18 protein-coding genes are annotated in these 16,305 nt (G+C 40.8%); 5 read left to right on the top strand and 13 right to left on the bottom strand.

The features are described 5' to 3' along the window. Nucleotides 1-174: 174 nt before the first annotated feature. Nucleotides 175-966, top strand: coding sequence for a C39 family peptidase (locus MHH23_RS04380; RefSeq protein ID WP_024719888.1), 792 nt, complete (start codon nt 175-177; stop codon nt 964-966). 77 nt (nt 967-1,043) lie between these two features. On the opposite strand, the gene MHH23_RS04375 is transcribed toward MHH23_RS04380, so the two are convergent. The 8 genes from MHH23_RS04375 to hprK form a co-directional block, all read right to left on the bottom strand. Continuing rightward, a complete protein-coding gene (locus MHH23_RS04375; RefSeq protein WP_340958959.1) occupies nt 1,044-1,676 on the bottom strand; it encodes a DsbA family protein in 633 nt (210 codons plus the stop codon). A gap of 56 nt (nt 1,677-1,732) precedes the next feature. Then, the gene (locus MHH23_RS04370) at nt 1,733-2,374 is read right to left on the bottom strand and encodes an NAD(P)-dependent oxidoreductase (protein ID WP_035389623.1); all 642 of its coding nucleotides are present in this window, start codon (nt 2,372-2,374) and stop codon (nt 1,733-1,735) included. A gap of 87 nt (nt 2,375-2,461) precedes the next feature. Further along, a complete protein-coding gene (locus tag MHH23_RS04365; RefSeq protein WP_024719891.1) occupies nt 2,462-2,890 on the bottom strand; it encodes an Rrf2 family transcriptional regulator in 429 nt (142 codons plus the stop codon). Between the two features lie 69 nt (nt 2,891-2,959). Further along, entirely contained in the window at nt 2,960-3,478 is a 519-nt protein-coding gene (locus tag MHH23_RS04360) for an acyltransferase (RefSeq protein ID WP_024719892.1), read from the bottom strand. A 1-nt stretch (nt 3,479) separates the two neighbouring features. Beyond that, complete coding sequence (gene ppaX / locus MHH23_RS04355) at nt 3,480-4,130, bottom strand: pyrophosphatase PpaX (RefSeq protein ID WP_017357895.1); 651 nt, start codon at nt 4,128-4,130, stop codon at nt 3,480-3,482. Continuing rightward, nucleotides 4,127-5,071 carry a nucleoside recognition domain-containing protein gene (locus MHH23_RS04350; RefSeq protein ID WP_113746945.1) on the bottom strand — a complete coding sequence of 315 codons (945 nt, stop codon included), beginning with the start codon at nt 5,069-5,071 and terminating at the stop codon, nt 4,127-4,129. The genes ppaX and MHH23_RS04350 overlap by 4 nt, the downstream gene beginning before the upstream one ends. Before the next feature lie 16 nt (nt 5,072-5,087). Then, entirely contained in the window at nt 5,088-5,912 is an 825-nt protein-coding gene (lgt, locus tag MHH23_RS04345; RefSeq protein WP_035701537.1) for a prolipoprotein diacylglyceryl transferase, read from the bottom strand. Nucleotides 5,913-5,923: 11 nt separating this feature from the next. Continuing rightward, nucleotides 5,924-6,856 (bottom strand): HPr(Ser) kinase/phosphatase, encoded by a 933-nt coding sequence (gene hprK, locus MHH23_RS04340; RefSeq protein WP_003212943.1) that lies wholly within the window; start codon nt 6,854-6,856, stop codon nt 5,924-5,926. Nucleotides 6,857-7,032: 176 nt separating this feature from the next. Here hprK and nagA point away from each other — a divergent pair, with 176 nt between their 5' ends. From nagA to MHH23_RS04325, 3 genes are read left to right on the top strand one after another with little or no spacing between them, the layout of a single operon-like run. Then, complete coding sequence (gene nagA, locus MHH23_RS04335; protein ID WP_340958958.1) at nt 7,033-8,223, top strand: N-acetylglucosamine-6-phosphate deacetylase; 1,191 nt, start codon at nt 7,033-7,035, stop codon at nt 8,221-8,223. After that, nucleotides 8,223-8,948 (top strand): glucosamine-6-phosphate deaminase, encoded by a 726-nt coding sequence (gene nagB, locus MHH23_RS04330; RefSeq protein WP_268362021.1) that lies wholly within the window; start codon nt 8,223-8,225, stop codon nt 8,946-8,948. The genes nagA and nagB overlap by 1 nt, the downstream gene beginning before the upstream one ends. A gap of 18 nt (nt 8,949-8,966) precedes the next feature. Next, nucleotides 8,967-9,692: a GntR family transcriptional regulator gene (locus MHH23_RS04325; protein ID WP_340958956.1), complete on the top strand. Its 726-nt coding sequence runs from the start codon at nt 8,967-8,969 to the stop codon at nt 9,690-9,692. 26 nt (nt 9,693-9,718) lie between these two features. Here the strand turns inward: MHH23_RS04325 and MHH23_RS04320 are convergent, their stop codons facing one another. The 5 genes from MHH23_RS04320 to MHH23_RS04300 form a co-directional block, all read right to left on the bottom strand. Then, nucleotides 9,719-13,573, bottom strand: coding sequence for a metallophosphoesterase (locus MHH23_RS04320; RefSeq protein ID WP_340958955.1), 3,855 nt, complete (start codon nt 13,571-13,573; stop codon nt 9,719-9,721). A 94-nt stretch (nt 13,574-13,667) separates the two neighbouring features. Then, a complete protein-coding gene (locus tag MHH23_RS04315; protein ID WP_007500042.1) occupies nt 13,668-14,054 on the bottom strand; it encodes a phage holin family protein in 387 nt (128 codons plus the stop codon). After that, nucleotides 14,055-14,249, bottom strand: a complete 195-nt coding sequence (locus tag MHH23_RS04310; protein WP_008348183.1) for a PspC domain-containing protein — start codon at nt 14,247-14,249, stop codon at nt 14,055-14,057. A gap of 6 nt (nt 14,250-14,255) precedes the next feature. Next, nucleotides 14,256-15,347, bottom strand: coding sequence for a DUF4097 family beta strand repeat-containing protein (locus tag MHH23_RS04305; RefSeq protein ID WP_076821163.1), 1,092 nt, complete (start codon nt 15,345-15,347; stop codon nt 14,256-14,258). A gap of 11 nt (nt 15,348-15,358) precedes the next feature. Then, nucleotides 15,359-15,694: a hypothetical protein gene (locus tag MHH23_RS04300; protein ID WP_024719900.1), complete on the bottom strand. Its 336-nt coding sequence runs from the start codon at nt 15,692-15,694 to the stop codon at nt 15,359-15,361. A 197-nt stretch (nt 15,695-15,891) separates the two neighbouring features. On the opposite strand from MHH23_RS04300, the gene MHH23_RS04295 reads away from it, so the two are divergent. Beyond that, entirely contained in the window at nt 15,892-16,122 is a 231-nt protein-coding gene (locus MHH23_RS04295) for a hypothetical protein (protein WP_008348188.1), read from the top strand. Nucleotides 16,123-16,305: the final 183 nt, after the last annotated feature.

Raw genomic sequence — 16,305 nt, 5'->3', positions numbered from 1 at the left:
ATGATAATATGCTAACAAAATAAAGTAATTAAATCAATCATTTTTATTTTCCCCTTTTTTTCCTTAATCATTTGTTCATATATTACATTAAAATGACACCTAATCCTTTTTGATCTCTTTGCTTTAGGAACATGCTATAATACTTAAAAATATTGAATAACACAGGAGATTACAGTGAAATTCATCCAGACATTAATCTTAACTTTGTTGTGCGCATGTCTTGTTTATTTCGGCTTTATTTACATTTCACAATTCGACCAAGTCAAGAAAACAACGTCACCGCAAGAAGCCAAAGAAAAAGAAAATGATACCGCACTAGCAGCAGAAGAAACACGTTCTACGAAAAAAACAGAAACGACACACTCTAGTTTAAAAGGAAATAAAAAAGCCATGGACGTCATCCTCTTTAATCAAATGGATGCACCAAAGCTTTATAACGGATGCGAAGTCACAAGCTTAGCCATGCTTCTTCATTACAGCGGCTATGAGCATATAACGAAAAACGCATTGGCAAACGAGATTAAGCGTGTCCCGCTCAATTATGAGAATGGCTTAAAAGGAGACCCTCATGACGGGTTTGTAGGCGATATGGAGAATGGGCCAGGTCTTGGTGTGTACCACGAACCCATTTATCAGCTTGCGAAAAAATATGTAGGTAATCAAGCCGTTGACTTAACCGGCAAGCCAGTCAAAAAGGCCATCTATCAATCACTTGAAAAAGGTTATCCTGTCTGGGTCATTACCACTTCGACCTTCGCCAAAACAGATAACATTGAAACATGGAATACACCAAATGGGAAAATAGATATCAGCTTTAATATGCACAGCGTGGTCATCACAGGCTATGACAAAGATCATGTCTACTTAAATAACCCATACGGAGAGAAGAATCAAAAAGTAGATCGTGAACAGTTTGAGGATTCTTGGAAACAGATGGGCAGCCAGGCGATTATCATTAAAGCATAAACCACTTCTCCCATTGAGAGAATTTACACATGCATCAAAAACATCCTCCATACGAATGGAGGATGTTTTTGAATGATTTATTTTGTTAGTATTTCCTTCAGACGGTCTTCAAGCTTTTCAGCCGTCATCGCACCCCCACCAAGGCTGATGTATTCATCCCCTTTTTTTAGTAAAAGTGTAGGATAGCCATTCACGTTCAATTGCTGAACCTTTGCAAAATCGGCATACGCATCATTGATCGTTTCTGTCTCCTTCATTCGTTCAACTAATACATCAGGGTCAAGTTGGTGTTTCATAGCGATATCTCTATAAGTTTCTTCATCACTTAGGCTTTTTCCGTCTTGATAAAAGGCCTTTTGCATAGATGAAGCCAAATACAATGCACGCTCTGGTGCGATGGATCTTAATGCAGAAAATCCAATTGCAGCAGCCTCAGAGTCTAAAATGAATGTTCCGTTTTCTAGCAACTCTTCGTAACGGTCTCCAAATTCGACACCTGTCAGCTGACTGATACGCTCATTTGCTTCTGAAATGTGTGGATAATTCTTTATCGGTAGACGACGCTCTCCTACAAATAAACCGCCCGATACAAGTGTCAGTGGTATCTCAGGGTGATTTTCGTGTAAAGCACGGATGCTGTTGAAAAATCCATAACACCAGCCACAATACGCATCCCATACATAGATGAAAGATTTTTCTTGATCATTCATAAGACAGACTCCTCACTCATCGTTTTTTAGCGACAATGAAACGCATGTTATTCTACTTATTCTGCTTCAGAAACCACAGTAAATCGTTCTCCAACATGAGCAGCTTGTTCTATCTCATCGACAAGTGCAACGGCGTAGTCAGCATAACTCACATAGCTGTCACCCTTTGAATTGACGATAAGATGGTCTTTGCCTTTCACATAAGCACCTGTCCGTTTGCCTGCTGGATTAAAGAAGGCTGCTGGACTTAAAAATGTCCATTTTAATCCTTCGGTCTTTTGAAGATCTTTTAAGTTTTCTCCTTGGTGTGAAGCAGTAGCAAAGTATTCCTTTGGAAACTCCGGTGTGTCCATCAGTCTAGTTGTTTTGGCCTCATCTACAAATAAACTTCCAGCACCTCCCACAACGATTAAACGCGTTTCTGGTGTCTCTTTCAAGAGATGAATGAGTTTTTTCCCTGCTTCTACATGAAGGTGCTCTTGTCCTGCTGGTGCACCAAATGCGTTTACGATCACATCAAAACCTTTGACGTCTCCTGCCTCTAAGTGAAAAACATCCTTTTCTAAAACAGCTGCTGATGAATTGGTCACTTTTTGTGCATCTCGAACGATTGCCGTTACTTCGTGCCCTCTCGATTGAGCTTCTTTTAAAATGTGTTGTCCTGCTTTACCTGTTGCGCCAATGATTCCAATGTTCATGTAAATTCCTCCTACAATATATTGTTATTTTGATCACTTAAGATGTAACCACGATAGTTACAACAGAGGTAAAAAAAATTGAATAGATCATCCAATTTTTTTGATTAAAACCTGCGTTAGTTCACTTAATTTGATCTCAGCAAGCACTTGCTCCATCGCACTTTGAGCACGGCACAAAATTAATTCTAATACAGCTTGAATATTTGCACCGATCGGACAGTCAGGGTTAGGGCTTTCATGAATTTGAAACAACTCTCCCTCATCCACAACTTCAACCGCTTTATACACATCGAGCAGTGTCATGTCATCTTCACTGCGATTCAATTGAGAACCGCCTTTGCCAAGACTCGTTGAGATTAGGCCTGCTTTTTTGAGCTTACTCATGATACGACGAATCACCACTGGATTTGTATTGACACTTCCTGCGATATCCTCCGATGTCTGTAAAGAACCTTTTTCAAGTGATAGCAAGGCCAGAATATGGACAGCGACAGTAAATCTGCTGCTGATTTTCATGTTTTCTCACCTCTGTTGTAATCATTATAGTTACACCAAGTTAGAATGTCAACAAAAAAGTCTGCCGAGCTACTCAGCAGACGAAGATTGACGTGCTTCCATTTCCTCTTTCGTATAAATCATCCGCATTGGATTTCCTCCAACAAAGGAGCCTGCCGGAACATCTTTGTTCACAAGAGTTCCCGCCGATACAATCGCACCATCACCAATTGTCACTCCAGGTAGAATCGTTGAATTTGCCCCAATTAACACTTCATCACCAATATAGACTTCCCCAAGCCTATACTCTTTAATCAAATACTCATGGGACAGAATGGTTGTGTTATAACCAATCACACTATTTCGGCCGACAGTGATTTTCTCAGGAAACATGAGATCGACCATCACCATTAAAGCAAACGCCGTATCCTCCCCGACTTTCATCCGAAGGAAGGTGCGATAAATCCAATTTTTCATTCCCATAAAAGGCGTATACCTTGCCATTTGAATAAAGATAAAGTTTTTCACAACCTTGAGAAAGGGGACCGTCCGATAGACTTGTCTAAGCGAATTGACCCCTTTGACAGGATAACGATCTGTTTTTCTCAACTTAATCAGCTCCAACAATCGCCAAGAGATCACTCATTTTCTGCAGCATATAATCTGGGCGATGCTTTAACAGGGCTTCTTCTCCCTTAATAGACCAAGCAACACCTGCTGTTTTCGTCCCTGCCGCTTGACCAGATAAAATGTCGTGATAATTATCACCAACCATGATCGCCTCATGCGGATCACTGCCGAGCTTGGATAATGCCAGTTGAACTGGTTCTGGATGCGGCTTTTCATTTTGTACATCATCAAGTGTGACAATGACCTCAAAAAATGGCTCCAATCCAGTCAGCTTTAATCCCATTAAGACCGTATCACGGATTTTTGTTGTCACAATACCAAGCTTAAACCCTCGATCTTGGAGGATTTTCAACGTGTCTAACACCGTCTCGTACTCCGTCACAAGCAGGTCATGCTGTTCATGATTAAACGTTCGATACATCTGAATCATGTCATCTGTCAGATTCGGATCCATTGCAGAGAATGTATCAAATAATGATGGACCAATGAAATGAAGGATATCCTCACGGCTGTATTGACCAGGGTAATAATGATCAAGCGTATGCTGAAATGAAGCAATAATTAATTCATTTGTATTAATTAATGTGCCATCTAAATCAAATAGCACTGTGTTAATAGTTGATTGGTTCATATAGCTTCCTTTCTAACAGCTGCATGTTCCCGCCTCCGCCAAATATAGCTGATGGCAGCTGTCAATAAAATAGCAGAAATAAGGCGAATAAGAAGAAGCGGCCAGACTGGAATACCTAAAGGAATGAAAATGAGTGTATCTTCGACCACCGCATGACACGCCACAAGGAAAATGAAAGCAAGCGTTAAATCCTTTTTGCTGACACCGTCCTCTTCCACTGCTTTCATCATGACGCCTGCCCCGTAGGCAAGACCAATGGTCAAACCAGCCACCATCGTCATAGACGTATTTTCTTTCATTCCAAGCATTCTCGTAAAAGGAGACAGCCATTTAGACAGCGTATGGAGCCACCCTAAGTCTCTCATGAATTGAATGATGATCATGAGAGGAATGACAATACAAGCCAGCTGCAGCACACCAAGAACAGCTTTCTGTAAAGCAAGAAGTACGATCATAAACCAGCTAGAAGGCACATCAGCCGACTGAGCAGCTGTCAGCAAACCATATTGCGCCGGTTCCTCGCCTCCCTGCCAAACGAGGTGAATGACAATTGCTGACACGACGGCAAGACTGATTCTCACCAGCAAAATGACAGACACCCGCAGCCCAACCTTCGCCGCCACTGTTGATTCGATGATCAAGTTGTGACAAAAGGAGAGCATGACCGCTAAAATGAACACTTCCTTCACAGGCAGCTCTAATGTCAAGATGGCTGCAATACCCGCATACAAGTTCAGCATATTTCCTAAAACAAGCGGAATGGCCGCTTCCCCTGAAAGACCAAACAGACCCATAAATGGACGGATGAATTGTATAATCCAATCCATCACAGGTGTATGCTGCAAGATACTAACGAGAATGGTAACCGGAAAAATGACTTTTCCAAGTGTCCAAGTTGTCGATAACCCTGCTTTCAAGCCGTTTTTCCATGTCTCCCCCATCTCTTATCCCCCTTGCTTAATTTGATGAGTTGTTCTCTTTATACGGTATAGATGCATATCCCTTGATTCTTCTAAACACAATCAGCAAAACAGCCACTGCAAATATGGCAATTGAAATCATCTGTGCAATTCGAAGATGCTCAGTTAGCATTAAGCTGTCTGTTCTCATTCCTTCAATGAAGAAACGGCCGATTGAATACCAGATTAAATACGACAAGAACATTTCGCCTCGACGCAATGATGTTCTACGTAATAAGATTAATATCAAAACGCCTGCGATATTCCATAATGATTCATATAAGAACGTAGGGTGATAGTAGGTCCCGTCAATGTACATCTGATTAATAATAAACTCAGGCAGGTGCAAATTTTCTAAAAAGGCTCTTGAAACAGCCTCACCATGCGCTTCCTGATTAATAAAATTCCCCCAGCGCCCGATGGCTTGCCCTAGTAAAATACTAGGCGCTGCGACATCGGCGATTTTCCAAAAGGACACCTTCCTCACTTTAGTAAAGACAATCGCTGTCAGCACCGCTCCTATCAGTCCGCCATGTATGGCAATTCCGCCATTCCAAATCTTGATGATTTCATTTGGGTGCTGCTGATAATAATCCCATTCAAAGGATACATAATAAATTCGTGCACAAATAATGGCAATAGGAATGGCAAATAAGATGAGATCAATAAACATATCTTTATTGATGCCTCTTTTTTCACACTCCCTTAATGCGAGCCAGAGTCCAAGCAGGGCTCCGACCCCAATAATCACACCATACCAATGAACCGAAATAGGTCCGAGCTGAAAAGCAATCGGATCAATTGGTTGAATTGCTTCATTCATATAGACAGCTCCTATTCATCCTGGCCATTGTCTTCAATGACATCGGCAAGTTTACTTGTAAATTGTTCCGCTGCATTATGTCCCATTCGTTTCAGTCTGAAGTTCATTGCAGCTACCTCGATGATGACCGCTAAATTTCGTCCCGGACGTACAGGGATGGTCAGCTTTGGTACATCTGTATCGATGATCCGCATTTTTTCTTCCTCAAGTCCTAAACGGTCATACTGTTTGCCTTGTTCCCAAAGCTCAAGGTTCATAACAATCGTAATTCTCTTATAGCTTCTGACAGCGCCCGCTCCAAATAAGGTCATCACATTAATAATGCCTAATCCACGGATTTCTAGAAGGTGCTCAATCAGCTCTGGTGCGCTTCCAACTAACGTATCCTGATCCTCTTGCCTAATTTCCACGCAATCGTCTGCAACCAGCCTGTGTCCTCTCTTCACTAATTCTAAAGCCGTTTCACTTTTACCTACGCCACTTTTTCCAATTAACAGCACACCTACACCATATACATCTACGAGTACGCCATGAATCGCAGTCGTTGGTGCAAGCTTGCTTTCTAAGAAGTTCGTTAATCGACTCGAAAGTCTTGTCGTTTTTAAGCTTGAGCGTAAAACCGGCACTCCATTTTCGTTTGATGCTTCGATCAATTCTTTTGGGACTTCACGATCTCGTGACAAAATGATGGCAGGGGTAATATCTGTACAAAGAGACATCATTCTCTGCTTTCGTTCGCGTTCTGGGAGCTGTTCAAAAAAAGAAAGCTCTGTCTTTCCTAAAAGTTGAACTCTTTCTTTTGGGTAATATGTAAAATATCCAGCCATTTCAATACCTGGTCTGGAAAGATCACTGATTGTAATGGGACGATTAATCCCTTCTTCCCCACTTACCAGTTCAAGATGAAATTGTTCCATTATGTCCTTCGTACGAACTTTCGGCACGCTTCTTCCTCCTTTTATCACAGGCGTTTCAGAAATACAGCTCTATTTTATCACTTTCAATGATGAACCCAAAATAGTATTTTATCCTGATCCTGTTTCATCACATTTACTGGTATAGACAACTATACTTAAAAAAGGTAAACTGAATCTAACGACGAGAATAAGGGGGCACAATCATGAGCAGTTCTTTATTGCTCTCCAATATTCATATTGTGACAAAGACAGAAATCATTGAAAACGGTTTTGTCGGTTTACGCGATGGCAAGATCGACTATATTTCAACATCACCGCCGACAGGAAATTATGAAAAAGTATATATTTCCCGGGAAAACTTTTATTTACTCCCCGGAATGATTGATATTCACATCCATGGGGGATATGGTGCAGATATGATGGATGCGACACCAGAAGCCATGAATACACTTGCTGATCACTTACCCGCAGAAGGAACGACAAGCTTTTTAGCAACAACCATTACACAAAATCATCAAGAGATTGAGCAAGCACTTAAAAATGTCGCACAGTGGAGACCCTATAATGAAAAGCAGGCTGGAAGTCAGTCACAATGTTTAGGCATTCATCTAGAAGGTCCTTTTATTTCTAAAGATAAAGCTGGAGCGCAGCCTGCTCAATGGATTACACAGGCTAACCTTCCTCTTTTTGAGAAATGGCTGAGTGCATCAGATCAGCTGATTCGAATTGTCACTTTTGCTCCTGAGGAAGATACTGATTTTGCATTTCTTTCCCTGCTAAAAGAAAAAAATATCATTCCTTCTATTGGACATACAAATGCTCCTCATGACATGATTGAACTAGCAGCAAAGCACGGCGCGCGTCATGTCACGCATCTTTATAATGCGATGAGTTCATTTCAGCATCGTGAGCCAAATGTTGCAGGGGCTGCGCTTACAAACGAAAAGCTTTTGACTGAGCTGATTACAGATGGCATTCATTCACATCCTCTTTCCGTAAAGCTTGCGTATTTGGCAAAGGGAAGTGAACGTTTGATCATGATTACAGACTCAATGCGTGCAAAAGGACTTGGAGAGGGAACCTACGAATTTGGCGGTCAGACTGTGACAGTCAGCGGTGAAAAAGCATTGCTGGCAGATGGAACACTTGCAGGATCGATTTTACAAATGAAAGATGGGGTCAAACGTATGAGACAGATCACACAATGTGGATGGACAGAAATTGCTCAAATGACCTCAACAAATGCAGCCACTCAGCTCGGGATCGATCATCAGCTCGGTTCGATCGAAGTTGGAAAACTAGCAGACTTGGTCATTTGGGATGAATCTGGCGAACTCATGATGACGATCTGCCATGGACAAATCGTTTTTGAAAAAAAGGAGGCCACACACTGATGAACATCATCGAATTTGCAGATAAAGATCAATTAGGAAAAGCAGCAGCTGCTTTCATTGCACGTACCATTAAATCAAAAACAGATGCGGTTCTCGGTCTGGCAACTGGCGGTACACCAATTGAGACTTATAAAGAGTTAATTCAGTTGCATCAAACAGAACAATTATCTTTCAAACAAGCAAGAACAGTGAATCTGGATGAGTACGTGGGAATTGATCCAAATCATGAAAATAGTTATATGACTTACATGAAGCGTCATTTATTCGACCATATTGATCTCCCATCAGATCAATATTTCCTCCCCAATGGTGCTGCTTCTCACTTGGAGGAAGAGTGCTTAAGGTATGATCAGCTCATTGAAGATTTAGGGGGTATTGATCTTCAGCTACTTGGTATCGGACAAAATGGACATATCGGGTTTAATGAACCTGGTACTCCCTTTGATTCAAAGACGCATGTCGTCCAATTAGATGAACACACTCGTCAAGCCAATGCAAGATACTTTTCTTCTATTGATGAGGTGCCTACACATGCCATTACAATGGGAATTGCAAGCATTCTTTCAAGTAAAAAAATTCTCCTTCTCGCATCAGGAAAATCAAAAGCGGACGTGATACAATATTTAGAACGAACAGAGATTCACCCAGACTTCCCTGCATCTGCTCTGAAACTTCATGAAGATGTGACGATTTTTATTGATCGAGAAGCTGGTTCACTACGCTAAATACGAGAGGATTTTCACATGTTTATTGATAAGCAGTCACCTATCCCCATGTACCATCAGATTATGGAGAACTTGAAAAAGCAGATTGAGGATGGAACGTTAGCACCTGATACACTCATTCCTTCTGAAAGAGAATATGCCGAACGCTTTGGTATTAGCCGAATGACTGTCAGACAAGCCTTATCGAACCTTGTGAACGAAGGATATTTATACCGGCAAAAAGGAAAAGGAACATTTGTTAGCCGAAAGAAATTTGAACAACCGCTTCAGGGCTTAACAAGCTTTACAGAAGATATGCGTCAACGTGGGCTCAAAGCTTCAAGTCAGTTGATTGATTTCAAAAAAGTCGCATGCCCAGAGCACTTGCTGCAACCATTACAGCTGTCGAACAGTGAAGATGTCTATGAATTAAAACGAATCCGCCTTGCAAACAATGAACCAATGGCTATTGAAACGAGTTATATTCCTGAAAAATTTGCTGGCGAGCTCACAAAGGACCATTTAGCTGGATCTTTATATGAATATATAGAAGCGAACACAGGTCTAACCATTGCCCATGCCAAGCAGGAGCTTGAAGCCAATGTTGCTTCAAAGGAAGAAGCTAACGTGCTGTCTATTTCATTAGGGGACCCTGTTCTCTCCATTGCAAGAACAACTTATTTTCAAAATGACCTTCCATTCGAGTATGTCATGTCCGTTTATAGAGGGGATCGATACAAGCTCACTCACACAATGGAAAGATAAAACTGTGCTCCTGAAAGCACAGTTTTTTATTTCCTAAGAAATGTTGATTGATCATCATTTTTTGTATGAATTTTCCATATAGGAGAAATCACTTTCCCTTCGAAACGGTCTTTTGCGACAGTGTACCAATAATATTCTTGATTTGGCTTTAACCCTTTCCATTCAAAGGTTGCTTTTTTACCACTTTTCACACCTTTGACTTCTCCAAGAAGAACGTTTGTGTAGACATTCAATTCAAAATAATTGGTTTTAACGGATTTCATTTTTGGTGTTAAATCGACATCAATTGAAAATTCATCTTGATCTCCATACGTTTTTGGATCATAAAAATGTTCTTGATTCAAGTAGGGTGAGTATGTGGTGAAATGAAGCTTATTTTTTTCTTGATCCGCAGTGATCAGCCGCATAAAACCTTGACCGCCTTCAGGACCTGACTGGTAATCTGCAAGGATTTGATATACTTTTCTGTCCACTTTTCCATCATGATCATCGTCAATCTCATCTACTTTTCGACTGGCTCCGTGGTAGTGGCCACTAAATACTGCGACAATATTCGGGTGACGCTTTACCACTTGATGGAAGATCAAATCTCCAATTGGGCTTCGATTGCCGCTCACTAACAAATACTCATGGAAATTTAAAATGACAATGCGATCTGGATGTTCAGAAATAACTCGATTTAACCAGTCAATCTCATTTTGCTTGATCCCCCAGCCCATATACACCATCATATAATCATTGCCACCAGCAGAGATAAGATCATAATGACCTCGATTGTTTTGATAGGATTCACCGTAATACGGCTTGTCTTCAAAGCGTTTCGCTCCAAAATATCTCCCATATTCCCTATAATGGCCGTCTTTGTGCGTGACATCATGATTACCAGCTAATACACCGTAAGGAATCTGATGCTGATCTAACACACGCATAAATGTATCGGCACGATTCCACTGCTTGTCCTTTGAATCATCCACAATATCACCTGTATGGAACACATATTGAATATTTAATGGGTCCCTTTGATCTCTGATCCACTCGACCATTTTTTTGAAGATGTGAGGATAACTTCTGGCATAATATTGAGTATCAGACATCCACACCATCTTATAAGGCTTTAACGTCTGACTGATCTCATCTTGTACAAGCAAATCAAACGTTTGATTTTTCATATACTGTCTGACTGACAGCAGCCCTTTCAGGTAAAATTCCTTTTCATCCTTGGCAAAGTGATGAGTGATTTTATCCCACTTTTCTTGCTGATGATTCCAAGCGTACATCGTTACCTTTCTCCCTGATAATGAGCTTCCTTTCCATACAGCCTCGACAACATCCTTTTCACGTACATCGTGATGAACCTTGATTTGAAAGCGATGATAAGGAAAATGCTGTAGATCTTTCGTTTCCACTGATTTACCATCAGCAAATGCAATGCGATTTCTTTCTCGATTAGAAAAAATCATTTCCCCTGTTTCATTTAAATGTTTTGGCGGCTCTGTTTCCGCTGCATATTTGAAAATCTTCATGGACGGATGCAGCGATGTATATTGATAGGCACGGTAAAAGGAGTAATCTAACTGATCATTAGTAGGATCATTGGTTAGCACTGTTTGCTTAGATGATTCCTTTTTTGTCCTATCTGACACTCTCTCTGGCGTTTCAGGGTGTTCATGTACCGTCTTAAAAACCTTTTTCAAAGTTGATTTGTTTCCAGCGGCATCTTTTGCTTTTATCTTCAATGTGTGCTCCCCAGGTTCTAATTCGCTAGAGGACGTTTGATAAGGCAAAGAGATCGGTTTTCCATCTAAATATGCCTTCATCTCCGCTATGTCACTCCAACGATCCGTCACCTTTGCCTTTAACGTAAAGACGCCTTTATATTGGTCATTTGCCTGTATATTACTCTTGATTTTCGGACCCGTGTTATCGACTTTCACACGTACAGATTGAGATTCGTCTGCGGTTTTAGCCTGAACAACATGTACTCCTTCTTTCAGCCTTCTTGTATCCCACTGAATATAGCTTGAAGCATATGCTTGCTTCGGGATTTGAAACTGAAATGCTCTTACCTTCTTAGCGCTGCCACCGTCGCCCATTTTCCATTCCTCATGCTGGCTCGCATTTAGAGGCAGAATTTGAGTTCCATTCGATAAAATCATCTGGACATTTTTCAATTCAAAATCATCGTGATTTTCTCCAGGAAATCGGTCAAACGGCGATGACTTCGTCCCAGCATGGAATGATATCGTTTGTGGACCTGCCTTTTCTAAGTGTTTTTCTGGTATTGGTATCGTATAGGTGCGATACACTTTTGTCGAATCATCAAAAATGGAAAGTAAGTGCTTACCTATAGACACACCATTCTTAAAATATAAATTTGTCCCTTTGACATCAAATGCAAGATATGGATCTGCTTCAAGTGCAGGGAATACTTGTCGAATTGGTTTTCCATCTATCATTAATTTTATGCTTTTTTTCTGATCTGCTGTTGCTTTTAAGTGAAATACGCCTGAAACCGTATCTCCTTCTTCTACATTCAATCGAAGGCCGTGTGCTTTGCTTACTTGTTCCACATCAATTGTTTTTTTCATTGTCATTGCATGATTTTCGCCGTCAGACGCTTCAATCTGATATTCCAATCGATCTTTACCAATGAGCTCAGGTGAATAAATAATATAGTGAAACAGCCGATCATTATGATCCTTTTGAAGCAACACCTCTTTAAAATCTTCATGACGATTGGTCCGATATCGCAATTTGACCGTTTTGACGGACTGATCATCCTGCACATCTGCCCTCATTTCAATGCCTTCAGTTGGTTTTATCGGTTGATTGTCTGTCATATCTTCGATCACAGGTTTATGAACATCTTGTGATATTTCTTTTTTTTCAGTTGGAATTTGTGCTTTTAACACTTTTCCGGGTGTTGGCTCTTCCTCCACTTTCGAGATCAGCTTCATTTGTGTCGTACCATCCATTGGATACTTGAACAGTAACGATCTGTGCTCGCTAAACAATGAAGGCTTTAAACGATAGGATGCCGACGATACCTCTTCTCCTATATTTGTTGTGATAGAAACAAGGCGGGATTTAGAATTGGACAATCCTTTACTCTCAATGACCGATAGTTGCTCGCCCTCTTTTAAATGGCTTTTGTACATCGCATTAAAGTCCGCTACCGTTAAATGCTCCTGCCCTTTTTTTCTAAGCCAAAATACGTACGGCTTTCCAGGAGAAATGGTGATAGGACTTGTGTGGAATGAATATATATCATCCATCTCCACGCCTTGTGATGGATTGCGATAGCGAAGCTGGTAATGTCGAAGTGAAATGGGTGCATGAGTTGTGTTATACACCTCGATGAATTCAAAAGCATCCTTGCCTTTGCGGTTTTTTGAATTCACGACGATTTCTGTCATCAATAGCTCAGGAATTTGTGAGAGATCCTCTTCAAATCCGTTTAAGTGAACTGCTTGTTCGGTTGTTTTGATGACAGACTTCTGCGTCAGGAATTCTGTATAGTAATGAACTGTTGGATTCCACAATTGATCTGTCGGGATTTTCGCTGTGAATTCTGGTTTCATCCCCGGCAATCGTTCCATTGGGATCAATCGATATCCTAGCTCATCACTCTGTTTATAGTACAAGTTTGCAGACAAAATTTGCTCTGACTGACTAATAGATGCCCGAAATTGAAGATCACGTTTTTTTCCTTGAACCGGACGGACATCTACTTGAAATTGATCAAAGATAAAAGGTGAAAAGGGCTTATTTCGTATGTTCACTTGTGTTTGTGTTAAAGATCCTGCTGAAGCAGGCTGACTGAAACAAAATAAAATGCTCAAAAAAAGGAAAAGAATGATTTGTCTGCTCACATTCACCATCGTGCACCGCCTCCCTTCGGATATTGTGTCTCCTGAAGACGGTTTTTATGACAGATGGAACGGGGAAACGATATAAATTCACACAAAAAAACCGTTAGCTTTTTTTCGCTAACGGTTCCACGATTCCTTTCTGTATGAGCAGATGGAAAATGGATAAAATGACAGCCATCCAAATGGCCGTTCCAAACCCATCAATGTTAAAACTATCTCCCATAAAGCTTGAGGTCATCATCAGTGTGATGGCATTAATGACAAAGAGGAACAATCCTAGTGAAAGTACTGTCACTGGCAGCGTTAAAATGATCAAAAACGGCTTCACTAAAATATTGAGCAAGGACAAAATAATACTTGCTACAATCGCTGCGCCAAAGCCTTCAATATACACACTACCAAGGCCTGGCAGAATGCCTGAATCAAAATATCCAGCAATGACGATTAAAAGTAATGCATTGACGAAAATACTAACGATCCATCTAAGCATTTAGTTAGTGCCTTCTTCCGGAACAACAAAATACCAGATGAAGTAGATCAAGAAGATCGGCATAAATGCTGTCATAAATCCGATGATCACCGTTAAAATACGAAGCAGGGATGCATCGACACTTAAGTATTCAGCAAGTCCACCGACAACACCCGCTATTTTTTTATCTGTCGCTGAACGATAAAGCTTCTTCATGTAGAATCACTCCTTGTCTGATTGGTGCTTTACTTGGATTGAGCCTGTTTTTGTTTCTGCAAAAATGGATATATTGTGCTCCGCCTGTTGATTAGCTTTGATCATTTTCTCTTTTTGCAGCGTTTCATTTTTCTCTTTAATCATATTTGCATCAAGCAGCTCATGAGAGATCGATCCGAGATTGCTTTTCAGCTCCGCAGTCACTGCACAAGCACGCGGAATCTGAACGTCCACACTGCCTGTTGTCGTTTTTGCATAGATCGAACGGCATTTCTCATCTGACAGCTGAACAGCAATGTTCCCATTGAAGCTCTGTGCATCAATTGATTCACTTTTCCCGCGCAGGTCAATGAGCCCATTAATGGTTTCTACTTCAATCATACCACACTCGTGATCAGCCAGTTTGATTTGTCCATTTGCTGTTTCAATTCCGACTTTTTCTGCTTGTAAAGAGGCAAAAGAGACGACGCCATTTGTTGTTTTTGCAGCCAGTTCTTTTGTCTTTAGCTTTTCCCCGCGAATCGGTCCATTAAACAGTTTGACTTTGATTTTATCGTATTGGATACGTGGTACATACAGGGTAACATTGACCTTCATGGTCTTCTTTTCAGTTCGGATAAAAAATTTGTCCCCTTCAAGTCCGCAATCCAGATGTTGAAGAAATTGATGTCTTGCCTGCTCTCCATCCTCTGCACGGTAAATTTTCGCATGACACTCTGCTCGAACATCCCCATCATCCCAAGGCATCAAATTGAGACTGCCGTTTGCCAATTGAATATCTAAATGGGACAGTGCCGCGTCTTTGAATTGAAAAATGTGTTCAACGTCGACGGACTGTCCAAAGTTCAAATCAAGATCTACATCTTTGACCTTTTTCACCGCCGAATCTAACCATCCAAACAGCTTTGCACCGAGGTTTTCAGTACCAGTTCCTTTATTCTCTGTGCCAGCTTTTTCTTCATGAAAGGTATGATCAGCCGTTGATTTTTCTAGTGAAATGGACTGATTTTCTTCTAATTTTTCAAGTAGCGTAATTGCTTCTTTTGCAGATAATGTCCCGTCTTCTACTAATTTTAAAATGCGCTCTTTTTCATTCATACAAAGCCCTCCTACGATTTGATGGATTGAAGCACTTTAATACCTTGAATGATATTCCAAATGACAGAGATCAAAAAGCCAATGGCGACTAAAAAGGACAAGATAAGTACGGTGAACACTGGAACGAGTGAGTCGCTTGCCTGTGTCGTCAATAAAAAGGGGATAGATCCAAAAACCAGCAGCACACACGCTGCGACTGGCAAAACATGTGACCACAATGCACGCAGCGAATGCCGTTTCGTTTCCTTTTGATCCACTACAAAATATGCCACGATCGGTACAATAAACGGCATGAAAAATACACTAAAATAACAAATAGATGCAATGATCGACTGATCTCTGTTCATATATATTCGCTCCTTCATGATGAAAATTCCTTTCTAACTCATACGTTTATGGCGTATAAAAAGTTTCAAACTCATTCGATTTACATATGACCTTAGACACAAATTATTTCTTTTTGCACCTAAGTGTAGATTCTTCATGGATTACCCTTTAAAATATGTTGAAAAGATGGTGATTATCATTATAGGGGGTAATTATTTTGACAGATCATCATAATGCTAACCACACGGCACAAACGCTTTTAGACCTTATACAGAAACAGAAAAGCATGAACAGCGATATGATCAAGGAGCTAGAGGCCATTCATCCGTCTCATCCGAAGTATGGTGATATCCGTTATTTAAAAGTACTGCTCGATAGTAGCAGCACTCATATTTTAAAGGATTTAACGCACCTCAGTAACTTAATGCCAAAGGAAGATGTGCAATAAAAGGAAAACCCCTCTTTCGGAGGGGGTTCAGATTGTTGACAAAGGGCTAAAATGAACTTGATTTTAGCCCTTTGTCTTCTTTTCAGCGTGATAGAAAACCTTTGCAGTCTAGGAAGGACGAGTACTGGCGCGGAGCGAATTTGACATTCGTGAGCACCGGCACGCAGGACTGACAAAGAATGC

The organism is Bacillus sp. FSL K6-3458, from assembly GCF_038005045.1.
Lineage (GTDB): Bacteria > Bacillota > Bacilli > Bacillales > Bacillaceae > Bacillus > Bacillus altitudinis.
This window is presented reverse-complemented; position numbering and strand designations above follow the sequence as displayed.